The organism is Pectobacterium carotovorum (assembly GCF_033898505.1).
Classification (GTDB): domain Bacteria; phylum Pseudomonadota; class Gammaproteobacteria; order Enterobacterales; family Enterobacteriaceae; genus Pectobacterium; species Pectobacterium carotovorum_J.
On sequence record NZ_JAXAFK010000001.1, the window covers coordinates 1,821,971 to 1,840,246 of the forward strand.

14 protein-coding genes are annotated in these 18,276 nt (G+C 54.6%); 6 read left to right on the top strand and 8 right to left on the bottom strand.

Translation table 11 applies throughout. The annotated features are described in order from the left end of the window. Positions 1-129: 129 nt before the first annotated feature. Complete coding sequence (locus tag R9X49_RS08100; RefSeq protein WP_319847900.1) at positions 130-753, bottom strand: transcriptional regulator; 624 nt, start codon at positions 751-753, stop codon at positions 130-132. A gap of 270 nt (positions 754-1,023) precedes the next feature. Here R9X49_RS08100 and R9X49_RS08105 point away from each other — a divergent pair, with 270 nt between their 5' ends. From R9X49_RS08105 to R9X49_RS08115, 3 genes are read left to right on the top strand one after another with little or no spacing between them, the layout of a single operon-like run. Then, the gene (locus tag R9X49_RS08105) at positions 1,024-1,998 is read left to right on the top strand and encodes a threo-3-hydroxy-L-aspartate ammonia-lyase (protein ID WP_319847901.1); all 975 of its coding nucleotides are present in this window, start codon (positions 1,024-1,026) and stop codon (positions 1,996-1,998) included. 9 nt (positions 1,999-2,007) lie between these two features. Further along, positions 2,008-2,949 (top strand): ornithine cyclodeaminase family protein, encoded by a 942-nt coding sequence (locus R9X49_RS08110; RefSeq protein WP_319847902.1) that lies wholly within the window; start codon positions 2,008-2,010, stop codon positions 2,947-2,949. Next, complete coding sequence (locus tag R9X49_RS08115; protein WP_319847903.1) at positions 2,946-4,088, top strand: DSD1 family PLP-dependent enzyme; 1,143 nt, start codon at positions 2,946-2,948, stop codon at positions 4,086-4,088. Before R9X49_RS08110 ends, R9X49_RS08115 begins: the two co-directional genes overlap by 4 nt. 102 nt (positions 4,089-4,190) lie before the next feature. Here the strand turns inward: R9X49_RS08115 and R9X49_RS08120 are convergent, their stop codons facing one another. Beyond that, positions 4,191-4,667: an OsmC family protein gene (locus R9X49_RS08120; RefSeq protein WP_319847904.1), complete on the bottom strand. Its 477-nt coding sequence runs from the start codon at positions 4,665-4,667 to the stop codon at positions 4,191-4,193. Between the two features lie 57 nt (positions 4,668-4,724). Beyond that, entirely contained in the window at positions 4,725-5,288 is a 564-nt protein-coding gene (locus R9X49_RS08125; RefSeq protein ID WP_319847905.1) for a MarR family transcriptional regulator, read from the bottom strand. 62 nt (positions 5,289-5,350) lie between these two features. On the opposite strand from R9X49_RS08125, the gene R9X49_RS08130 reads away from it, so the two are divergent. Further along, positions 5,351-6,223 carry an EamA family transporter gene (locus R9X49_RS08130; RefSeq protein ID WP_319847906.1) on the top strand — a complete coding sequence of 291 codons (873 nt, stop codon included), beginning with the start codon at positions 5,351-5,353 and terminating at the stop codon, positions 6,221-6,223. 272 nt (positions 6,224-6,495) lie between these two features. Here the strand turns inward: R9X49_RS08130 and narI are convergent, their stop codons facing one another. The 5 genes from narI to R9X49_RS08155 all read right to left on the bottom strand — a co-directional run bounded on the left by narI (position 6,496) and on the right by R9X49_RS08155 (position 15,408). After that, complete coding sequence (gene narI / locus R9X49_RS08135) at positions 6,496-7,185, bottom strand: respiratory nitrate reductase subunit gamma (protein ID WP_319847907.1); 690 nt, start codon at positions 7,183-7,185, stop codon at positions 6,496-6,498. Beyond that, positions 7,185-7,904 carry a nitrate reductase molybdenum cofactor assembly chaperone gene (gene narJ / locus R9X49_RS08140; protein WP_256543280.1) on the bottom strand — a complete coding sequence of 240 codons (720 nt, stop codon included), beginning with the start codon at positions 7,902-7,904 and terminating at the stop codon, positions 7,185-7,187. Before narJ ends, narI begins: the two co-directional genes overlap by 1 nt. After that, positions 7,897-9,462 (bottom strand): nitrate reductase subunit beta, encoded by a 1,566-nt coding sequence (narH, locus tag R9X49_RS08145; RefSeq protein ID WP_319847908.1) that lies wholly within the window; start codon positions 9,460-9,462, stop codon positions 7,897-7,899. Before narH ends, narJ begins: the two co-directional genes overlap by 8 nt. After that, entirely contained in the window at positions 9,462-13,238 is a 3,777-nt protein-coding gene (locus tag R9X49_RS08150; protein WP_319847909.1) for a nitrate reductase subunit alpha, read from the bottom strand. Before R9X49_RS08150 ends, narH begins: the two co-directional genes overlap by 1 nt. Before the next feature lie 781 nt (positions 13,239-14,019). Beyond that, positions 14,020-15,408 (bottom strand): NarK family nitrate/nitrite MFS transporter, encoded by a 1,389-nt coding sequence (locus tag R9X49_RS08155; RefSeq protein ID WP_319847910.1) that lies wholly within the window; start codon positions 15,406-15,408, stop codon positions 14,020-14,022. 336 nt (positions 15,409-15,744) lie between these two features. Here R9X49_RS08155 and narX point away from each other — a divergent pair, with 336 nt between their 5' ends. Beyond that, positions 15,745-17,553: a nitrate/nitrite two-component system sensor histidine kinase NarX gene (gene narX, locus R9X49_RS08160; RefSeq protein WP_319848611.1), complete on the top strand. Its 1,809-nt coding sequence runs from the start codon at positions 15,745-15,747 to the stop codon at positions 17,551-17,553. Next, complete coding sequence (narL, locus tag R9X49_RS08165; RefSeq protein ID WP_010276892.1) at positions 17,546-18,196, top strand: two-component system response regulator NarL; 651 nt, start codon at positions 17,546-17,548, stop codon at positions 18,194-18,196. Before narX ends, narL begins: the two co-directional genes overlap by 8 nt. The last annotated feature ends 80 nt before the right edge of the window (positions 18,197-18,276 follow it).

The window sequence follows — 18,276 nt, forward strand, 5'->3', positions numbered from 1 at the left end:
CTTTGTCTTACTTCGTTGAGGAATAATCGCCGTATAAAATCAGGTCAGAGATCAAATTAATTCCCTTCCCTACTCACGTATACACCCATTACCTAAACATCAAAGCAATCTAACATTAAACACCCGCCCCTACTCCTTCGCATACAAATACACCGACGCCCGGGATACGCCGAGGTGCTGGGCGATGGTTTCCATCGATTTTTTGACTTCCAGCAGGCCGCTGTCTCTCAGTTCCTGAAGCAGGGCTTTTCTGTCCTGTGCTTTTAGCGCCCGTGGCGTGGTGGCAAGCCGGGCGGCGAAATTGTCGATGTGTTGTCTAATCGCCGCCGCGCCGTTGGGTTCCAGATGCTCGGTTACGGCGTCAGAAGCAAGCTGGGTGAACTGTGCCAGCGCATTCTGCATGCCGCGAAATAGCGTCATATCGACGTTCAGACACAGTGCCGCGACGTAGTCGCCCTCCGCATTTTTAATGCCGACCGAGGTGCTTTTTACCGGGCGCCCATCGGCAAACTGGTTGGCGTAGTTCGCTAAAATATTAGGAAAGTCAGGCGAGGCGATACGAGCAAGGCCCAGTTCCGTCGCGGGCGCGCCAACTTCTCTGCCAGAGAGATTATTGTGGATGGAAAGTATCGCGTGCTCCGGGTTCTTCAGATCGTGCACGACCACTTCACAGAATGGCGCGAACGTCTCACTCAGCCCTTTCGCTATCGCATCTAACTGCGTCAGCAGCAGACCTTCTCCAGATGCCGCCATATTTCTCTCCCATACCCATACCTGCGCAAGCGCGTTTTCTGGCGCTGAGTGTACTGTAAGTACATTCGATTTAGTACCGCGCCTTACCCCGAGGCACGGACTCATTCCGCCCTTTTCCGCAGCACATGACACCTCTCACGTGGCCGATAAGTTAAAAATAAATCAAGTTAGACAATTTATCTAATTTTATATATTTTGTTTATTAGGCATTCGACAGCATCGGGCCAATGGCCACGATATTCATAATCACTAACATCGGATTATCCAGATATGAGCGACTTACGCCTCCCAACCTACGACGATGTGGTAGCCGCAGCAGAACGTATTGCTGGCTATGCCAATAAAACGCCGGTGATGACATCACGCACGGTCAATGACGCGTTCGGCGCAGAGGTTTTCTTCAAGTGTGAAAACTTCCAGCGTATGGGCGCATTTAAGTTTCGCGGTGCCATGAACGCGCTGTTGCAGTTCTCCGATGAGCAGAAAGCCGCCGGCGTGGTCACCTTTTCTTCCGGCAACCATGCGCAGGCGATTGCGCTGGCCGCCAAATTACTCGGCATTCCCGCAACAATTGTCATGCCGCACGATGCGCCGGCGGCAAAGGTCGCCGCCACGCGCGGCTACGGCGGAAACGTGGTGGAATACAACCGATATACCGAAGATCGTGAGCAGATCGGTAACGATCTGGCGAAAAAGCATGGCCTGACGCTCATTCCGCCTTACGATCACCCGCACGTTATTGCCGGACAAGGCACGGCGGCGAAAGAGCTGTTAGAAGAAACCGGTGAACTGGACGCTCTGTTCGTCTGTCTGGGCGGCGGTGGATTGCTGTCAGGTTGTGCGCTTGCCACCCGTCAGCTATCCCCACAGTGCAAAATTTATGGCGTCGAGCCGCTCGCGGGCAACGACGGACAGCAATCTTTCCGCAGCGGCAACATTGTGCATATCGATACGCCAAAAACCATCGCCGACGGCGCACAGACCCAGCATCTGGGCCACTATACCTTCCCTCTGATTCGCCAGAACGTCGACGATATTCTGACCGTGACGGATGACGACCTGATTGACACGATGCGGTTTTACGCCGAACGCATGAAGATCGTCGTTGAGCCAACGGGATGCCTCAGCTTCGCGGCGGCGCGCAATCTCAGAGAATCGCTACGCGGTAAACGCATCGGCATTATTATCAGCGGTGGAAACGTCGATATCAGCCGCTACGGCGCATTTCTGACCAGCAACGCCTAAGGAAAAACCATGATCTTTATTTCTGAAGCAGAATCCACGGCGCTCATCAGCCACGAACTGGCTTATGATGCCGTTCGTGAAGCCCTGCTCGCCGCTAGCAAACCGGAAGCCCGCAGTTTTCCGGTGGTTCACGGTCAAGGCTCCGATCCGGGTAACACTTTCAGCGTCAAAGCTTCCGCCACGAGTGAACTCGCAGGGCTAAAAGTCGGCTCGTTCTGGCCGGGAAACCCCGCTAACGGGCTGCCCCGCCATAATTCCCTGATTCTGCTGTTCGATCAGCAAATCGGGAAAATCGCTGTCGCCATTGAAGCCGGAAAGGTGAACGCCTTTCGTACCGCTGCCGCCAATGCCGTCGCCGCCGACTTGCTGGCAAGGCCCGATGCTTCGGTGCTGGCCGTGTTCGGAACCGGTCATCAGGCCCGCTATGAGTGCGCCGCATTGGCAAGAATACGGCCAATTCGTACCGTGCTGATTGTCGGGCGCGATAGCAGCAAATCCGTGGAAATGGCACAAGAGCTCAAGGCTGCCGGGCTGGATGCACAAATTAGCGATGCTGAAAGTGCGTGCCGCGCAGCGGATATCATCGTGACCGCAACGCCATCACGCGCACCGCTTTTTAACGCCGAATGGGTTAACGCCGGAACGCATGTCGTCAGCATGGGATCGGACGCCGTCGGCAAGCAGGAACTGCCGCCAGAGCTGTTTACCGCTAGCCGCCTGTTTTGCGATCTGCCTTCCCAGTCACGAATGATCGGTGACTTCCAGCACGCACCAGCTCAGGTCACGCTGACCGCTATCGGCGACGTGATTAGCACGCGTGCAGCGGGACGACAGACTCTGGATGATATCACCGTGTTTGACAGTTCCGGTTTATCCATTCAGGACTTATATATCGGCCAACGCATTCTTGCCGCCTGGCAACAGGCTAAACAAAATGAAGGTGCACCATGAACAATATTGAATGGCTTAGCGCGCTGGAAACGCCCTTTTTACTGATTGATGAGTTTCGTTTTCAACGCAATATCGACAGACTTTATCAGCGAACGGAAGCATTGGGCAGCCGAGTTCGACCGCATCTCAAAACGCTACGCTCGATTGAAGCAGGTCGCTATCTGCTCCAAGACGCGGCGTCACCCGCGACGGTTTCGACGCTGGCAGAAGCGGAAGCCTTTGCCGCCGCGGGTTATACCAACCTGCTCTACGCCGTGGGAATCGCCCCGCACAAGCTGCCGCGCATCGCCAGCTTAATCCGCAAAGGCGTGAATATTCATATTCTGCTGGATAGCCCAGAACAGGCTCAGGCGGTGACCGATTTTGCCCGCGCCAATAACGTAACGTTTTCGGTCTTTATTGAGATCGACTGCGACGGGCATCGCGGTGGCATACCACCGGAAAGCGACGCATTACTTGAGCTGGCACAGCAGATCGACGGCAACGGCGCGACGCTCACCGGCCTGCTGGCACATGCGGGAGAATCTTATGCCTGCCGTACGGACGAGGCGATCAGAGCAGCGGCACGCACCGAGTGCAAAGCCATCAACACCGCCGGACAGCGAGTGCGCGCGCTGGGAATTGCCTGCCCTGTGCTCAGCGTCGGTGCTACGCCGACGGCGCATTTTGCCGAGGATTTAACTGGGATTACCGAAGTCAGGGCGGGCGTCTTCACCACGTTCGATCTGGTGATGAAAAATGTCGGGGTCTGTTCGCTGGATGATATCGCGCTGTCGGTCGTCAGCACTGTGATTGGGCACAACCGCGAGAAAGGCTGGGTGTTTATCGATGCGGGCTGGATGGCGCTCTCCCGCGATCGCGGGACGGCATCTCAGGCAAAAGATTACGGTTACGGACTGGTGTGTGATCTCTATGGCGGCCCTTACAACGACCTCTGCGTGACGATCACCAATCAGGAACACGGCATTATCACGCTACCTGCCGACAGTGGACTTTCAGTCGACAATTTTCCCGTCGGCACGCGGTTGCGGATACTGCCTAACCACGCCTGCGCCACGGCTGCGATGCACCAGCACTATCAAGTACTGAAATCGCACAGAAATGAGCAGGAAACCTGGCAGCGCATCACCGGATGGTGATGCTCGGCTGACCGTAACCGGTCACACCGCCCGATTTGAATGCGTCGGGCGGTGATTTCGCATTACTCACGTTTATCTCTGCGCGCCGTCAACGCGTTCAGTTCAGTTGCTCGCCCCTAACGTCGGTTCACAGTTCACGGGGAAATTCACCGAATGGGCGATGTAGCAGGCATCATGCGCCAGTTCGTGCAACTGGGCGTACTGCTCGGCGGTCGGCTGTTTTTCACCGCTGAATGTCACCTGCGGACGCAGCGTGACGCTCAGCATCGCCGTTTTTCCCGCTGCGTTCACGCCCATCGTTCCTACCGCATCGTCCTGATAATCATCGACGCAGAAACGTTTTTTGGCCGCGATCGACAGGAACCACAGCATATGGCAGCTCGACAGCGAGGCCACCAGCGCTTCTTCAGGGTCGACCGCGTCTTCCAGTGAAAACGGCAGTGGCACGACATGAGGCGACGACGAGGCCCGCAGCGTAATACCACCGTCAAACTGCCACTGGTGCAGCCGGCTGTAGCGGTTATCAATAAAATCTTGCCCATCGCGCTGCCAACAGATTGACGCATGGTATTCAGACATCGTTCAGTTCCTTTTGTAATAACGTATTGAGGTTTCGTCCGGCGAATGACGTTGTTTCTAACTATTTGTCTCTAACGACTTCGTCTCTTTAGGCGCTGCACGCCCAGCGTAGCCTTCCAGCCCGCGCAATAGTGCAGCAAGATTAGCATCAAGCGCAGCCAGAACCTCGGCAGGCAGCACCGAGAGCACCTGGCGTTCGTTCTCAATGTGTGCCTCAACGGCGCGATTAATCAGTTCAAGCCCCGTGCTGGTGAGTTGCACAAGCGTACTGCGCGCATCCTGCTCGTTCTGCACGCGTTCGATAAATCCGCGAGTTTCAAGGCGCTTGAGTCGGTGGGTCATCGTGCCTGACGTCACCATCAGCGTGGAGAACAGATCGGTCGGACTCAGGCAATGCGGCGCGCCCGCACGCCGTAGCGTAGCCAGCATATCAAATTCCCAACTGCTCAGTTCGAATCTGGAAAAACAGGATTCCAAGCGCTGATCCATAAGCACGGCACAGCGCCTGAGGCGTCCAATCGGTCCCATAGGGCTGGCATCCAGATCGGGCCGTTCGCGCCGCCACTGTTCAAGAATGACATCTACCGCATCGTATTCGCGCTTGCTGGTTTGATTTTTCATTTATCTTGACTTCAAGGTAATTAATCAACACTATCATAATATCTTGAATTGAAGGTAAAGTCATGAACACTACATCCTCACCACACTATTGGCGCGACGTCCTACTCACAGCGCTGGCTCCCGCGATTTGGGGGTCTACCTACATCGTGACATCCGAACTCCTGCCGCCGGATCGTCCTTTCACAGCGGCGCTTATCCGCGTGCTGCCTGCGGGATTGCTGCTGCTTTTATTCACCCGCCGCTTTCCTGCCCGGCAAGACTGGTGGCGTGTCGTCGTGCTCAGCGCCTTAAATATCGGTGTGTTTCAGGCACTGCTGTTCGTTGCGGCTTATCGTTTACCTGGTGGATTGGCTGCGGTATTGGGTGCGATCCAGCCGCTGTTGGTCATGGTGCTGGTCTGGGCAGTGGATCACCGCGCCCCCAGACTCGCTACGCTGTGGTCAGCAATAATCGGCGTGGCCGGCATGGCTATTCTGCTACTGTCGCCGCAGACAACATTTGAACCTGTGGGCATCGCCGCCGCACTGCTGGGTGCCGTGTGTATGGCGACGGGAGTCTGGCTGACGCGCCGCTGGCGACTCGATCTGCCCGTGCTGCCGCTTACCGGCTGGCAACTCTTCATCGGCGGATTGATGCTAGCACCCGTCGCGTGGGTAGTCGATGCGCCTCTGCCTGCGTTAACGCTGTCGCAATACGCCGCCTATATCTATCTCTGCCTGGCTGGTGCCGTGATCTCTTATGGGCTGTGGTTTCGTGGCATAACCCGTCTGCCGACAATTGCCGTTGCGTCATTGGGATTACTGAGTCCATTAACTGCCGTCTTGCTGGGTTGGGTGTTGCTTTCACAGTCGATGACCGGCACAGCGTTTCTGGGGTTGGCGATCGTGCTGGCGAGCGTCTTCGCCGTGCAATGGACGACGGCGCGAGGTAAGTAATCAATTCTAAGAGTTGCTGATGACGATTGTTGTTGGCGGGGAAAGATGAAAAGGAAACAATTAAAACAGCGGCGGTATCATACCGCCGCTGTTTTAAATTGATGACTGATCTATTTGTAAAACGAAAACGGGGTAATGGAATAGAAGAGTAAAGCGTCCGCGCCAAGGATGGCGCGGCTCGAGCTTACAGGGAGGTACTTGCAGCGTCTTTACGATCTATCCATTATCCCCGCTTCACGTACTTCATCAGCAAGCATTATTTTCTATCATACTTAGCGACGGTTACGCACTAACTGGTAGCGACGCGTCAGATACTCGACCGGTGCGCTCCAAATGTGAACCAGACGGCAGAACGGGAACAGAACGAACAGCGTCAGCCCCAGTACGATGTGCAGTTTGAAGATCAGCGCGACACCCGTCAGATGTTCAGACCCTCCACCCTGGAAAAACGCCACGCTTTGCGCCCAACCGACCAGCTTCAGCATTTCACTGCCGTCCATATGCTGTGCAGAGAATGGGATGGTCAACAGCCCCAAACCAGCCTGAATCACCAGCAGAGACAGAATGAGAATGTCGCCAACGCTGGAGGTGGCACGAATACGCGGGTTGGTCAGACGGCGTTTTAACAGCAGCACGCCACCGACAAACGTCAGCAGACCTGCCGCACCGCCGCCGAACATCGCCATTTTCTGTTTTACATCCATCGGCAGGAAGGCTTCGTACATCCAGTGCGGCGTCAGCATACCGAGGAAATGCCCGGCAAAAACGCCCAGAATCCCCAGATGGAACAGGTTAGATGCCAGACGCATCCCTTTCTTATCCAGCATTTGACTCGAACCGGCACGCCAGCTGTACTGGCCGTAGTCATAGCGCAACCAGCTGCCAATCAGGAAAATGGCCATCGCCAGGTAAGGATAGATGTCAAAAAAGAATATATTGAAATAGTTAGTGATTGCACTCATTAGCGTTGCCCTCCCGCCGATGTCGCGTCAAGATTCAGATATTGCGGCACCACCGCGCCAGCGAAGCGGCGTTGGTGTTGCGTTTGTTGGGCCGATGCGCAACCTTCTTCGCCAAGGAACTTAACCTGTTCCTCTTCCCACACGGCATCCAGCGCCTGCGGCGTGTCATCACGCGCTTCGTCAACCACCTTATGTGTGACATCGTCACTTTTCAGGTCGCTACCGGACAGCGATAACAGCAGATCGAACAGCACGGCATAGCTGCTGTCACGCTGCTGCAAACGCGCGCCAATCAACGCCAGAATTGGCGCGATGTCGACTAAACCCGCGCGACTCTGCGCGGGTTCCAGACGAGAGAGGTACTCAAGATACAGCGGCAGATAGTCCGGCAGCTCACGGCAATCCAGCGCCAAGCCAGCATCCTGATATTGCTGCATCAGATCGACCATCGCCTGACCACGGTCACGAGATTCACCGTGAACGTGTTCGAACAGCAGCAATGAGGTCGCCCGACCACGGTCAAACAGGCCGCTATACTCCGCCTGTTTGTCCAACAGATCCTGCGCGCACAGCGTGTTGATGAACTGCATGAGCTGATGACTCTCACGCAGCGGTAAAGCATCGGCCTGCTCTACCGCTTCGATCAACTCAGCCCGGTTTTCCCACAGCTCGCTATCGGGATAGTCCAGCAGGCGGGCAATAATCCGCAGGCTAATCATGGTTCGTCTCCCGCATGACTTTGCTGTTCATATCGCGCGTTTTGCTGCTGACATCAATCGCATCAATACGCTTACTGTTGAACAGGTTGAACTTGGTATCGCTGCCGTGGCAGCCATCGCCAAAGCTGAAGCCGCAGCCTTTGCTTTCCGGGAACGCTTCACGCGCCAGCTCACGATGGCTGGTAGGGATGACAAAACGGTCTTCGTAGTTCGCAATCGCCAGATAACGGTACATTTCCTGCGCCTGTGCTTCAGTCAGCCCAACCTGCTCCAGCGCGCTGGTATCGATTTTGCCTTCTACGCTTTCTGCACGTTTGTAGTGACGCATCGCCAACATACGCTTCAGCGCCAGTAAGACCGGTTCGGTATCCCCTGCGGTCAGCAGGTTCGCCAGATATTGCACCGGGATACGCAGGCTTTCGACGTCCGGCAATACGCCGCTGTGCGCCAACTGGCCTGCATCCGCGGCAGACTGAATCGGTGACAAAGGCGGCACGTACCACACCATCGGCAGCGTGCGGTATTCTGGGTGCAGCGGCAGCGCCAGCTTCCAATCCATCGCCATTTTGTACACCGGCGACTGCTGTGCTGCTTCAATGACGCTGTTTGGAATACCATCTTTTAGTGCTTGTTCAATGACTTTCGGATCGTGCGGGTCAAGGAACACGTCCAGTTGGCTCTGGTACAAATCTTTCTCATTTTCCACCGAGGCCGCTTGTTCGATGCGGTCGGCATCATAGAGCAGTACGCCCAGATAGCGGATACGTCCGACGCAGGTTTCTGAGCAGAGCGTCGGTTGACCGCTTTCGATGCGCGGGTAGCAGAAAATACATTTTTCTGATTTGCCGCTCTTCCAGTTGAAGTAGATTTTCTTGTACGGACAACCGGTCAGGCACATGCGCCAGCCGCGGCATTTGTCCTGATCGATCAGAACGATGCCGTCTTCGCCACGTTTGTAGATCGCGCCACTCGGGCAGGTCGCCACGCACGCGGGGTTCAGGCAGTGCTCGCACAGACGCGGCAGATACATCATGAACGTGTTTTCGAACTGGCCGTACATCTCTTTCTGCATATGCTCAAAGTTTTTATCTTTGGAGCGCACGCTGAATTCACCACCCAGATCGTCTTCCCAGTTCGGGCCGTTCTCGATTTTCTTCATCCGCTGACCGGTAATCAGCGAGCGTGGACGGGCGACAGGCTGATGTTTGCCTTCCGGCGCTTTACGCAGGTTCTGATAGTCGTAGTCGAACGGCTCATAGTAGTCGTCGATTTCCGGCACATCCGGGTTAGCGAAGATTTTGGACAACACGCTGACGCGGTTACCCATACGCGGCTCAAGTTTGCCGCTGATCTTACGGATCCAGCCGCCCTTCCATTTTTCCTGATCTTCCCAGGCATGGGGATAACCCACGCCCGGTTTGGTTTCGACGTTGTTGAACCAGGCATATTCCATCCCTTCACGGCTGGTCCAGACGTTTTTACAGGTAACAGAGCAGGTGTGACAACCGATGCATTTGTCCAGATTCAGCACCATGCCCACTTGTGAACGAATTTTCATCAGGCTTTCTCCTGCTGTACCGCTTTCTGTACTGTTTGTTGCTGAACATAGTCCTGGCCTTCATCATCCAGCCAGTCGATGCGTTTCATTTTACGAACCACGACGAACTCATCGCGGTTTGATCCGACGGTGCCGTAGTAGTTAAAGCCATAAGCCAGTTGGGCATAGCCGCCGATCATATGGGTCGGTTTCGGCGTGATACGGGTTACCGAATTGTGAATACCGCCGCGCTGCTGGGTCATTTCCGATCCCGGCAGGTTAATGATGCGTTCCTGCGCGTGGTACATCATCGTCATACCCGCAGGTACACGCTGGCTGACCACCGCACGCGCCGTCAGCGCACCGTTGGCGTTAAACGCTTCTACCCAGTCGTTATCCGCAATACCCAAATCGCTGGCATCGTCTTCGCTCAGCCAGATAATCGGGCCGCCGCGTCCCAACGTCAGCATCAACAGGTTGTCACTGTACGTGGAGTGAATGCCCCATTTCTGGTGCGGCGTCAGGAAGTTCAGCGCTTTTTCCGGGTTACCGTTAGGCTTCTTATTCATCACCGGCTCCGCCGCACGGGTGTCGACTGGCGGACGGTATACCAGCAGGCTTTCACCGAAGGCACGCATCCACTCATGGTCTTGATACAGCTGTTGTCGGCCGGACAGCGTACGCCACGGAATCAGCTCATGAACGTTGGTATAACAGGCGTTATAGGAAACGTGTTCATCTTCCAAACCAGACCAGGTCGGGCTGGAGATAATCTTGCGCGGCTGCGCCTGAATATCACGGAAGCGAATTTTCTCGTCTTCTTTATTCAGTGCCAGATGCGTGTGGTCACGACCGGTGAATTTGCTCAGCGCTTCCCACGCTTTCACCGCTACCTGACCGTTGGTTTCCGGGGCCAGAGACAGAATCACTTCTGCCGCATCGATCGCCGTTTCAATCTTCGGACGACCCGCCGCCGCACCGTCAGCCTTGGTGTAGTTCAGCTTTTTCAGGAAATCGACTTCGGTCTGCGTGTTCCAGCCGATGCCTTTACCGCCGTTGCCCAGTTTGTCCATCAACGGACCGAGCGAGGTGAAACGTTCGTACAGGTTCGGGTAATCGCGCTCCACCATCATCAGGTGCGGTGCAGTTTTGCCCGGAATCAGATCGCATTCGCCTTTTTTCCAGTCATCCACACCGAACGGCTGCGCCATTTCAGCTGGGGAATCGTGTTGAATAGGCAAGGTAACCAGATCGGTTTCCTGACCAAGGTGTCCCTGACAGACGCGGGAGAAGGCTTTCGCGATACCTTTGTAGATTTCCCAGTCGCTTTTGGAATCCCACGCCGGATCGACAGCCGCAGACAGCGGGTGAATAAACGGATGCATATCCGAGGTATTCATGTCGTCTTTTTCGTACCAGGTTGCCGTTGGCAGGACGATGTCGGAGTACAGGCAGGTGCTGGACATACGGAAATCAAGCGTCACCACCAGATCCAGTTTGCCTTCAACGCCTTGGTCACGCCATTCTACTTCTTCCGGTTTCACGCTGCCCGCCGTGCCCAGATCTTGCCCTTGAATACCGTGCTCCGTACCCAGCAGGTACTTCAGCATGTATTCGTGGCCTTTACCGGAGGAACCCAGCAGGTTAGAACGCCAGATGAACAGATTGCGCGGGTAGTTTTGCGGGCTATCCGGCTGCTCAGCGGCAAATTTGATTTCGCCTGATTTCAACGCAGCAACGGTATATTCCTGCGGCGTGACACCAGCAGCACGCGCTTTCTCCGCGATATCCAGCGGGTTAACATTCAGCTGTGGTGCAGACGGCAGCCAGCCCATACGCTCGGCGCGCACGTTGAAGTCAATCATGCTGCCGGTAAAGCGGGATTTATCTGCCAGTGGTGACAGCAGTTCCTGCGGCGCGACAGTTTCATAACGCCACTGACTGGAATGGTTATAGAAGAACGAGGTACTGTTCATGTGACGCGGCGGACGCTGCCAGTCCAGACCAAACGCCAGCGGCGTCCAACCGGTTTGCGGACGCAGTTTTTCTTGTCCAACGTAGTGCGCCCAACCGCCACCGCTCTGACCGACACAGCCGCAGAAAATCAGCATGTTGATGATGCCGCGGTAGTTCATGTCCATGTGGTACCAGTGGTTGATACCCGCCCCCACGATGACCATGGAGCGACCGTGCGTTTTATCCGCGTTATCCGCGAATTCACGCGCAATACGGATGATGTTCTGACGAGAAACGCCCGTAATTTCCTCGGCCCAGGCAGGGCTGTACGCTTTCACATCGTCGTAATCACGCGCGCAGTTATCGTCACCCAGACCGCGATCCAGACCGTAGTTCGCCATCGTCAGGTCATACACGCAGGCAACCAGCGCTTCGCTGCCGTCCGCCAGCGTCAAACGCTTTACCGGCAGTTTGTGCAGCAGGATGTCTTGCAGCTCAACGTTGTTAAAATGTTCGCTGACCGCGCCACCAAAATACGGGAAGCCGACATCAACGACGTCGTCGTGTGAACCCAGCAGGCTCAAGCGCAGTTTCACTTCTTCGCCGCTCAGACCGTCGCGCTGTTCCAGGTTCCATTTGCCCTGATCGCCCCAACGGTAGCCGATCGACCCTTGCGGTGCCGTCAGGTTGCCGGTTTCATCATCAACCGCGATGGTTTTCCACTGCGGATTGTTGTCCTGGCCGAGGTTGTCCACCAGATCGGAGGCTCGCAGCATACGACCCGCGGCGTAGTAACCGTCTTCCCGCGGCTCCAGCAGCACCAGCATCGGTAAGTCCGTGTATTGACGAACGTACTCGCTGAAATACTGGCTCGGTTTATCGAGGTGGAACTCTTTCAGAATAACGTGGCCCATTGCCAGCGCCATCGCGCTGTCGGTGCCTTGTTTAGGGTTCAGCCACTGATCGCACAGCTTGGCGATTTCAGCGTAATCCGGCGTGACCGCCACGGTTTTGGTGCCTTTGTAGCGGACTTCCGTAAAGAAGTGGGCATCCGGCGTACGGGTTTGCGGTACGTTAGAGCCCCAGGCAATGATGTAAGAAGAGTTGTACCAGTCAGCAGACTCCGGTACGTCAGTTTGCTCACCCCAGGTCATCGGTGACGCTGGCGGCAAGTCGCAGTACCAGTCATAGAAGCTCAGGCACACGCCGCCGAGCAGAGAAAGGTAACGCGCCCCCGCAGCGTAAGACACCATCGACATCGCAGGAATTGGTGAGAAACCGATTATACGGTCTGGGCCGAAGGTCTTGGCGGTGTAAACGTTAGAGGCAGCGATCAGTTCGTTGACTTCATTCCAGTCAGAACGAACGAAGCCACCACGGCCACGGATTTGTTTGTAGTATTTGGTTTTCTCGGGGTCGTTGACGATGGACGCCCAGGCATCAACCGGATCGCTGTGCGTCAGTTTCGCTTCACGCCACAGTTTCAGCAGGCGCTTACGCATCATTGGGTATTTCAGGCGGTTAGCGCTGTAGAGATACCAGGAATAGCTGGCACCGCGCGGGCAGCCGCGAGGCTCATGGTTAGGCAGGTCCGGGCGGGTACGTGGATAGTCGGTCTGCTGCGTTTCCCACGTCACCAGACCGTTTTTCACATAAATCTTCCAGCTACATGAACCGGTGCAGTTTACCCCGTGGGTAGAACGCACGATTTTGTCATGCTGCCAGCGACTGCGATAGCCGTCTTCCCAGTCACGATTGGTATTGAGGGTCTGGCCATGACCATCGGAAAACGGTTCAGCCAGTTGTTTGAAGTAACGTAACCGGTCAAGGAATTTGCTCATCCGGACTCTCCTGCTGCGAAGCCTGCTGGCCCCTGTCGTTATGAAATGCTCGTAGCAGACATCTGTTTTTGCTTACGACACATCGCTCAAGTTGGCGCTAGCGTATCGAGCAACCACGTCGCCAAACTTGATAACGATCAAGAGTGTCACCCCGTGAAAAACGGAGTACACCATCAACTACCACTAAAGAATTATCACGAAAAAATAATTTAACCATATGATTTTTAAATATAAAAATAAAACCACTGATTTTGTGTTTATACTAAATTCATACACACGACTATTTAGAGGTAGTAGTCGAAGGAGACGTAATATTGTGCAGATTTAGTAAGGGGGCGTTGGATGTAGCACGAAAAAAACGCCGCCCCGTAAGGGATGGCGTCGTAGTCACATTTTCATGTTTTATGCAGATACTGCGAATATTTCGTGCGCAACAACACTGTCATTTTCATGCTACTTCGTAGCACGCGCCCGACAAGGAGCGCTCAATTGCCGCGCTCCTTGACCTGTGGCTATTTGGCGCTAATTGTGTCGCTACGCGATACCTTCGGCGTTCGTGACTGCTATTCGGGCCACTAGTGACGCGTTTACTCGCTCCATAAATGGAGCTCGCCCTTCGGGTCAGCACAAGTGCTGTTCAAAAACGTCTCTGACGTTTTTGTCCGACGCGGCACTAGTTTTCGCCGCCTCCATGCGGCTCACCCGGCAGCCACGCCCACCTCAGCACAATTTTTTACGCCAGAGAAAACACAAGCAAAATACACTCTGGCATTTCAGATTATTAACTTTTCTTTCTGGCATAAAACAGCCAGGTCACCAATACGCACACCACGTAGCACACCACAAACACCTTCATCGCGCCGGTGGGTGAACCGGTTAGCTCCAGTGACATCCCGAATGCCTGGGGAATGAAGAAGCCGCCGATCGCGCCGATAGCCGAAATAAAGCCCAGCGCCGCTGCGGTATCCGTGGCCGCGGTACGCTGCGCATCCGCATCGCTTCCGCCCTGTGCTTTAACACGATCCGCCGTTAATTTACGGAAAATCACCGCGATCATCTGGAAGGTTGAGCCACTGCCCAGACCCGCCGTCAGGAACAGCATCATGAAGATGCCAAAAAACATCCCGAATGACCCCGCAGAGTTTACACTCGGCAGAGACAGGAACAGTAATACCGAGAAAATTGCCATCAGGATGAAGTTAATCAGCGTAACTTTCACACCGCCAAAACGGTCAGACAACATTCCGCCCACCGGACGCGCCAACGCCCCCAGCAGCGGCCCGAAGAACGCGTAGTACAGAATCACAATGTCTGGGAACTGTGTTCTGGACAGCATGCCGAAGCCCGCCGAAAAGCCGATAAATGAGCCAAACGTGGACAGATACAGGAAACTGAGCACCCACAGATGCATTTGCTTCAGAACCGGCAACTGCTTGCGTATTGACGCATTAGGCGCAGGAAGATCGTTCATGCCAAACCAGGCAGCAGTTGCAGCAATCACCAAAAACGGTACCCACATCCAGGCTGCATGGTGCAGCCAAATCTGATGCCCGTCTGGCTGAACAACACCATTGCCGGAGAATCCCAGAATCGGCAGGAAAATCACCACGGGCACCAGCAACTGCATCACGCTCACGCCGAGGTTACCCAAACCGCCGTTAATCCCTAGCGCACTGCCCTGACGTGATTTGGGGAAAAAGAAGCTGATGTTAGCCATGCTGGACGCGAAGTTCGCCCCCGCGAAGCCGCACAGCAGAGAAATCGTCACGAAAATGCTGTAAGGCGTGTGCGGATCCTGTACGACAAACCCGAGCCAGATACACGGGATAACCAGAATGAGGGTACTCAGCGTCGTCCAGCGGCGACCGCCAACCAGCGGGATAACGAAGGAGTAAGGAACACGCAACAGCGCACCGGAGACGGAAGGCAGCGCGGTCAGTAAAAATAGCTGGTCTGTGGTAAAACTAAATCCGACCTTGTTTAGGTTAACGGCCACGGTGCTGAATATCATCCAGACACAAAACGACAACAGCAGACAGGGAACAGAGATCCAAAGGTTACGCTGTGCTATCCGTTGGCCGCCAGATTGCCAGAATTTTGTATCTTCAGGATTCCATTCCCTGATCAGCGTGCTTTGCGATACTTTTGCGGGTGATGAAGGCTGCGTCATAAAAACCTCGATAAATAAAAACGCGGTAGAATTAAGGCGCAACATTAGGGATTACACCGCAGGTAAAGTTGATGCAAATCAACGCGCTGTCAGGTAAAAAAACCGTGTAAAAACAACCACACTCCTTAATGAGTAATAAAAATAGAAAAATAAGCAACGATAATTCAATCTGTTATATCTCTATTTTTTCTTACTGTCATATCCCCTTTCAAGGCGTGGATATTCGGTGGTACTCACTAGTGGGTATGGGGTTATCATGTAGGATCGGGAAAAATGCCAAAAGGGTTATCCTTCCCGGTACTGGTTTTCTACTCCTCCAGCAGAGGTCGCTGTATTATGTTGAAACGTTTCCTGCTGCCGCTGTCGCTCGTCAATCAGGTCGCACTATTGATGCTGCTACTCGGTTTGCTGGGTATTGCAGGTATGTCGGTTTCCAGTTGGATGTCTCAAAGCATCCAGGGGAACGCGCACGCCATTAATAAAGCGGGCTCGCTGCGCATGCAGAGTTACCGCCTGCTCTCGATGGTGCCGCTCTCTGCCGAGAATGAAATTTACCTGCAAGAACTGGAAGAAGACGAAATCAGCAGCGACCTGCAACAGGCGGTACGCCGGGAAGGGCTCAGCGAACAATTCACCGCGTTGCGCATTTTCTGGCTGGAAAATCTGCAACCGCATTTGCGGCAGGCCACACAGGCCTCTGACGCTTCAGCGGATGTCGCCCGCTTTGTGAAGCAACTCGACGATCTGGTTTCCGCCATCGATCATAAAACCGAACAGCGATTGATGATGGTGACACTGGTGCAACGCATCTTCATCGGCATCATGTTTATTCTGCTGGTCACCACGTTCTTTTATCTGCGTCGCCGTCTGTTGACACCGTGGCGACGTCTGGTTTCGATGGCGCAGGCCATCGGTCACGGCGATTTCACCCAGCGCGTCACCATTAACGGCCATGATGAAATGAGCACGCTGGGACAGGTGCTGAACAGCATGTCGGACGAACTTTCTGCCATGTACCACAGCCTGGAGCAGCGCGTGGCCGAGAAAACCGCCGACCTGCAACAGAAAAACGATCTGCTCTCTTTCCTTTATCGCGCCAGTCGGCGCCTGCATACCGGCGCGCCGCTGTGCAGTCGGCTAATGCCGATCCTGAACGAACTTCCGTCGTTAACGCCGCTTCGCAACATTCAACTACGGCTGTATGAAGATAACAATCAGGAACAGTTTCATCAGTTTAGTGATTTCAGCCAGTCGCAGCCGGATCACTGCCCGGATAACAGCTGTCAGAGTTGCGGGATGCAGACAAAACGGGAAGAACTACTGGGTGAGCCTCACTGTTGGGATCTGCATGACAAGCACGGGCAGTACGGCGTCGTACTGGCCACGCTGCCAGACAATACCGCACTAAGCCGCGATCAGAATCAGTTACTGAATACCTTATTGGAACAGTTGACCAGCACGCTGGCGCTGGAGCGGCAATCCAACCATCAACAGCAGTTGATGCTGATGGAAGAACGCGCCACGATTGCCCGCGAACTACACGACTCTATCGCCCAGTCCCTTTCCTGCCTGAAAATTCAGGTGAGCTGTCTGCAAATGCAGGGCGGCGATTTACCCCCCGTTTCGCAACAGTTGCTGACGGAAATGCGGGAAGAGTTGAACACCGCCTATCGCCAACTGCGTGAACTGCTGACCACCTTCCGGCTGAAGCTGTCGGAATCTGGCTTACTTGCCGCGCTGCGGGCGTCGGTCGATGAATTCAGCAAGCGGCTTGGATACCCCATCGAACTCCACTACCGTCTGCCGCCGCAGTCGGTCTCCGCGCATCAGGGTATTCACGTCCTGCAAATTGTGCGTGAAGCGCTGAGCAATATTTATAAGCATGCGCAGGCCACACAGGTCGATATCACCCTGCAGCTACGTCAGGGCTACATTGAACTCAGCGTGGCCGACAATGGCATCGGTATTCCTGATGATGCCAGCCGCGCCAACCATTATGGACTTATTATCATGCGCGACCGTGCACGGGGTTTGCACGGCGAATGCATTGTTCGACGCCGGCCGTCGGGGGGCACTGAAGTGAACGTCAGCTTCCTCTCCGAATACCGTCACCGGCTGCCATTAACAGGAGAAACTCATGATTAACGAAGATGCCGCCACCCTACTGCTGATTGATGACCATCCCATGTTGCGGAATGGCGTTAAGCAACTCATCAGCATGGATCCAGAATTACAGGTGGCAGGTGAAGCCAGTCACGGCGAACAGGGTGTCGAACTCGCGGAGCAACTGGACCCGGATTTGATTCTGCTCGATTTAAATATGCCCGGTATGAATGGCCTGGAAACGTTGAATCGTCTGCGGGAAAAATCGCTGTCTGGCCGTATTGTCGTCTTTAGCGTATCTAACCACGAAGACGATGTTGTCAACGCTTTAAAAAATGGTGCCGATGGTTACCTGCTGAAAGATATGGAGCCGGAAGATTTACTGGCTGCGCTGCATCAGGCGGCGTCAGGGAAAATGGTATTGAGTGAAACACTGACGCCGATTCTGGCCGCCAGCCTGCGCGAAAGCCGTCACAGCAGCGACCGGGACATTCAGCAGCTCACGCCGCGCGAACGCGATATTCTGAAACTGCTGGCTCAGGGGTTGTCCAATAAAGTCATTGCCCGCAAACTCACGATTACCGAAAGCACCGTTAAGGTTCACGTCAAACACCTGTTGAAAAAAATGAAGCTAAAATCACGGGTTGAAGCGGCAGTCTGGGTATTACAAGAAAAAGTGATTTAATCAAATCGTCACAAAAAACAGCTATTGTCAGCGGTACGGATAAGGCGCTCTGGCGCCCTACCGTCCGAGATTATCCTCGC

Coding starts and splice junctions, on each gene's coding strand:
- R9X49_RS08100 (WP_319847900.1), bottom strand. CDS start 753: ATGGCGGCATCTGGAGAAGGTCTGCTGCTGACGCAGTTAGATGCGATA.
- R9X49_RS08105 (WP_319847901.1), top strand. CDS start 1,024: ATGAGCGACTTACGCCTCCCAACCTACGACGATGTGGTAGCCGCAGCA.
- R9X49_RS08110 (WP_319847902.1), top strand. CDS start 2,008: ATGATCTTTATTTCTGAAGCAGAATCCACGGCGCTCATCAGCCACGAA.
- R9X49_RS08115 (WP_319847903.1), top strand. CDS start 2,946: ATGAACAATATTGAATGGCTTAGCGCGCTGGAAACGCCCTTTTTACTG.
- R9X49_RS08120 (WP_319847904.1), bottom strand. CDS start 4,667: ATGTCTGAATACCATGCGTCAATCTGTTGGCAGCGCGATGGGCAAGAT.
- R9X49_RS08125 (WP_319847905.1), bottom strand. CDS start 5,288: ATGAAAAATCAAACCAGCAAGCGCGAATACGATGCGGTAGATGTCATT.
- R9X49_RS08130 (WP_319847906.1), top strand. CDS start 5,351: ATGAACACTACATCCTCACCACACTATTGGCGCGACGTCCTACTCACA.
- narI (WP_319847907.1), bottom strand. CDS start 7,185: ATGAGTGCAATCACTAACTATTTCAATATATTCTTTTTTGACATCTAT.
- narJ (WP_256543280.1), bottom strand. CDS start 7,904: ATGATTAGCCTGCGGATTATTGCCCGCCTGCTGGACTATCCCGATAGC.
- narH (WP_319847908.1), bottom strand. CDS start 9,462: ATGAAAATTCGTTCACAAGTGGGCATGGTGCTGAATCTGGACAAATGC.
- R9X49_RS08150 (WP_319847909.1), bottom strand. CDS start 13,238: ATGAGCAAATTCCTTGACCGGTTACGTTACTTCAAACAACTGGCTGAA.
- R9X49_RS08155 (WP_319847910.1), bottom strand. CDS start 15,408: ATGACGCAGCCTTCATCACCCGCAAAAGTATCGCAAAGCACGCTGATC.
- narX (WP_319848611.1), top strand. CDS start 15,745: ATGTTGAAACGTTTCCTGCTGCCGCTGTCGCTCGTCAATCAGGTCGCA.
- narL (WP_010276892.1), top strand. CDS start 17,546: ATGATTAACGAAGATGCCGCCACCCTACTGCTGATTGATGACCATCCC.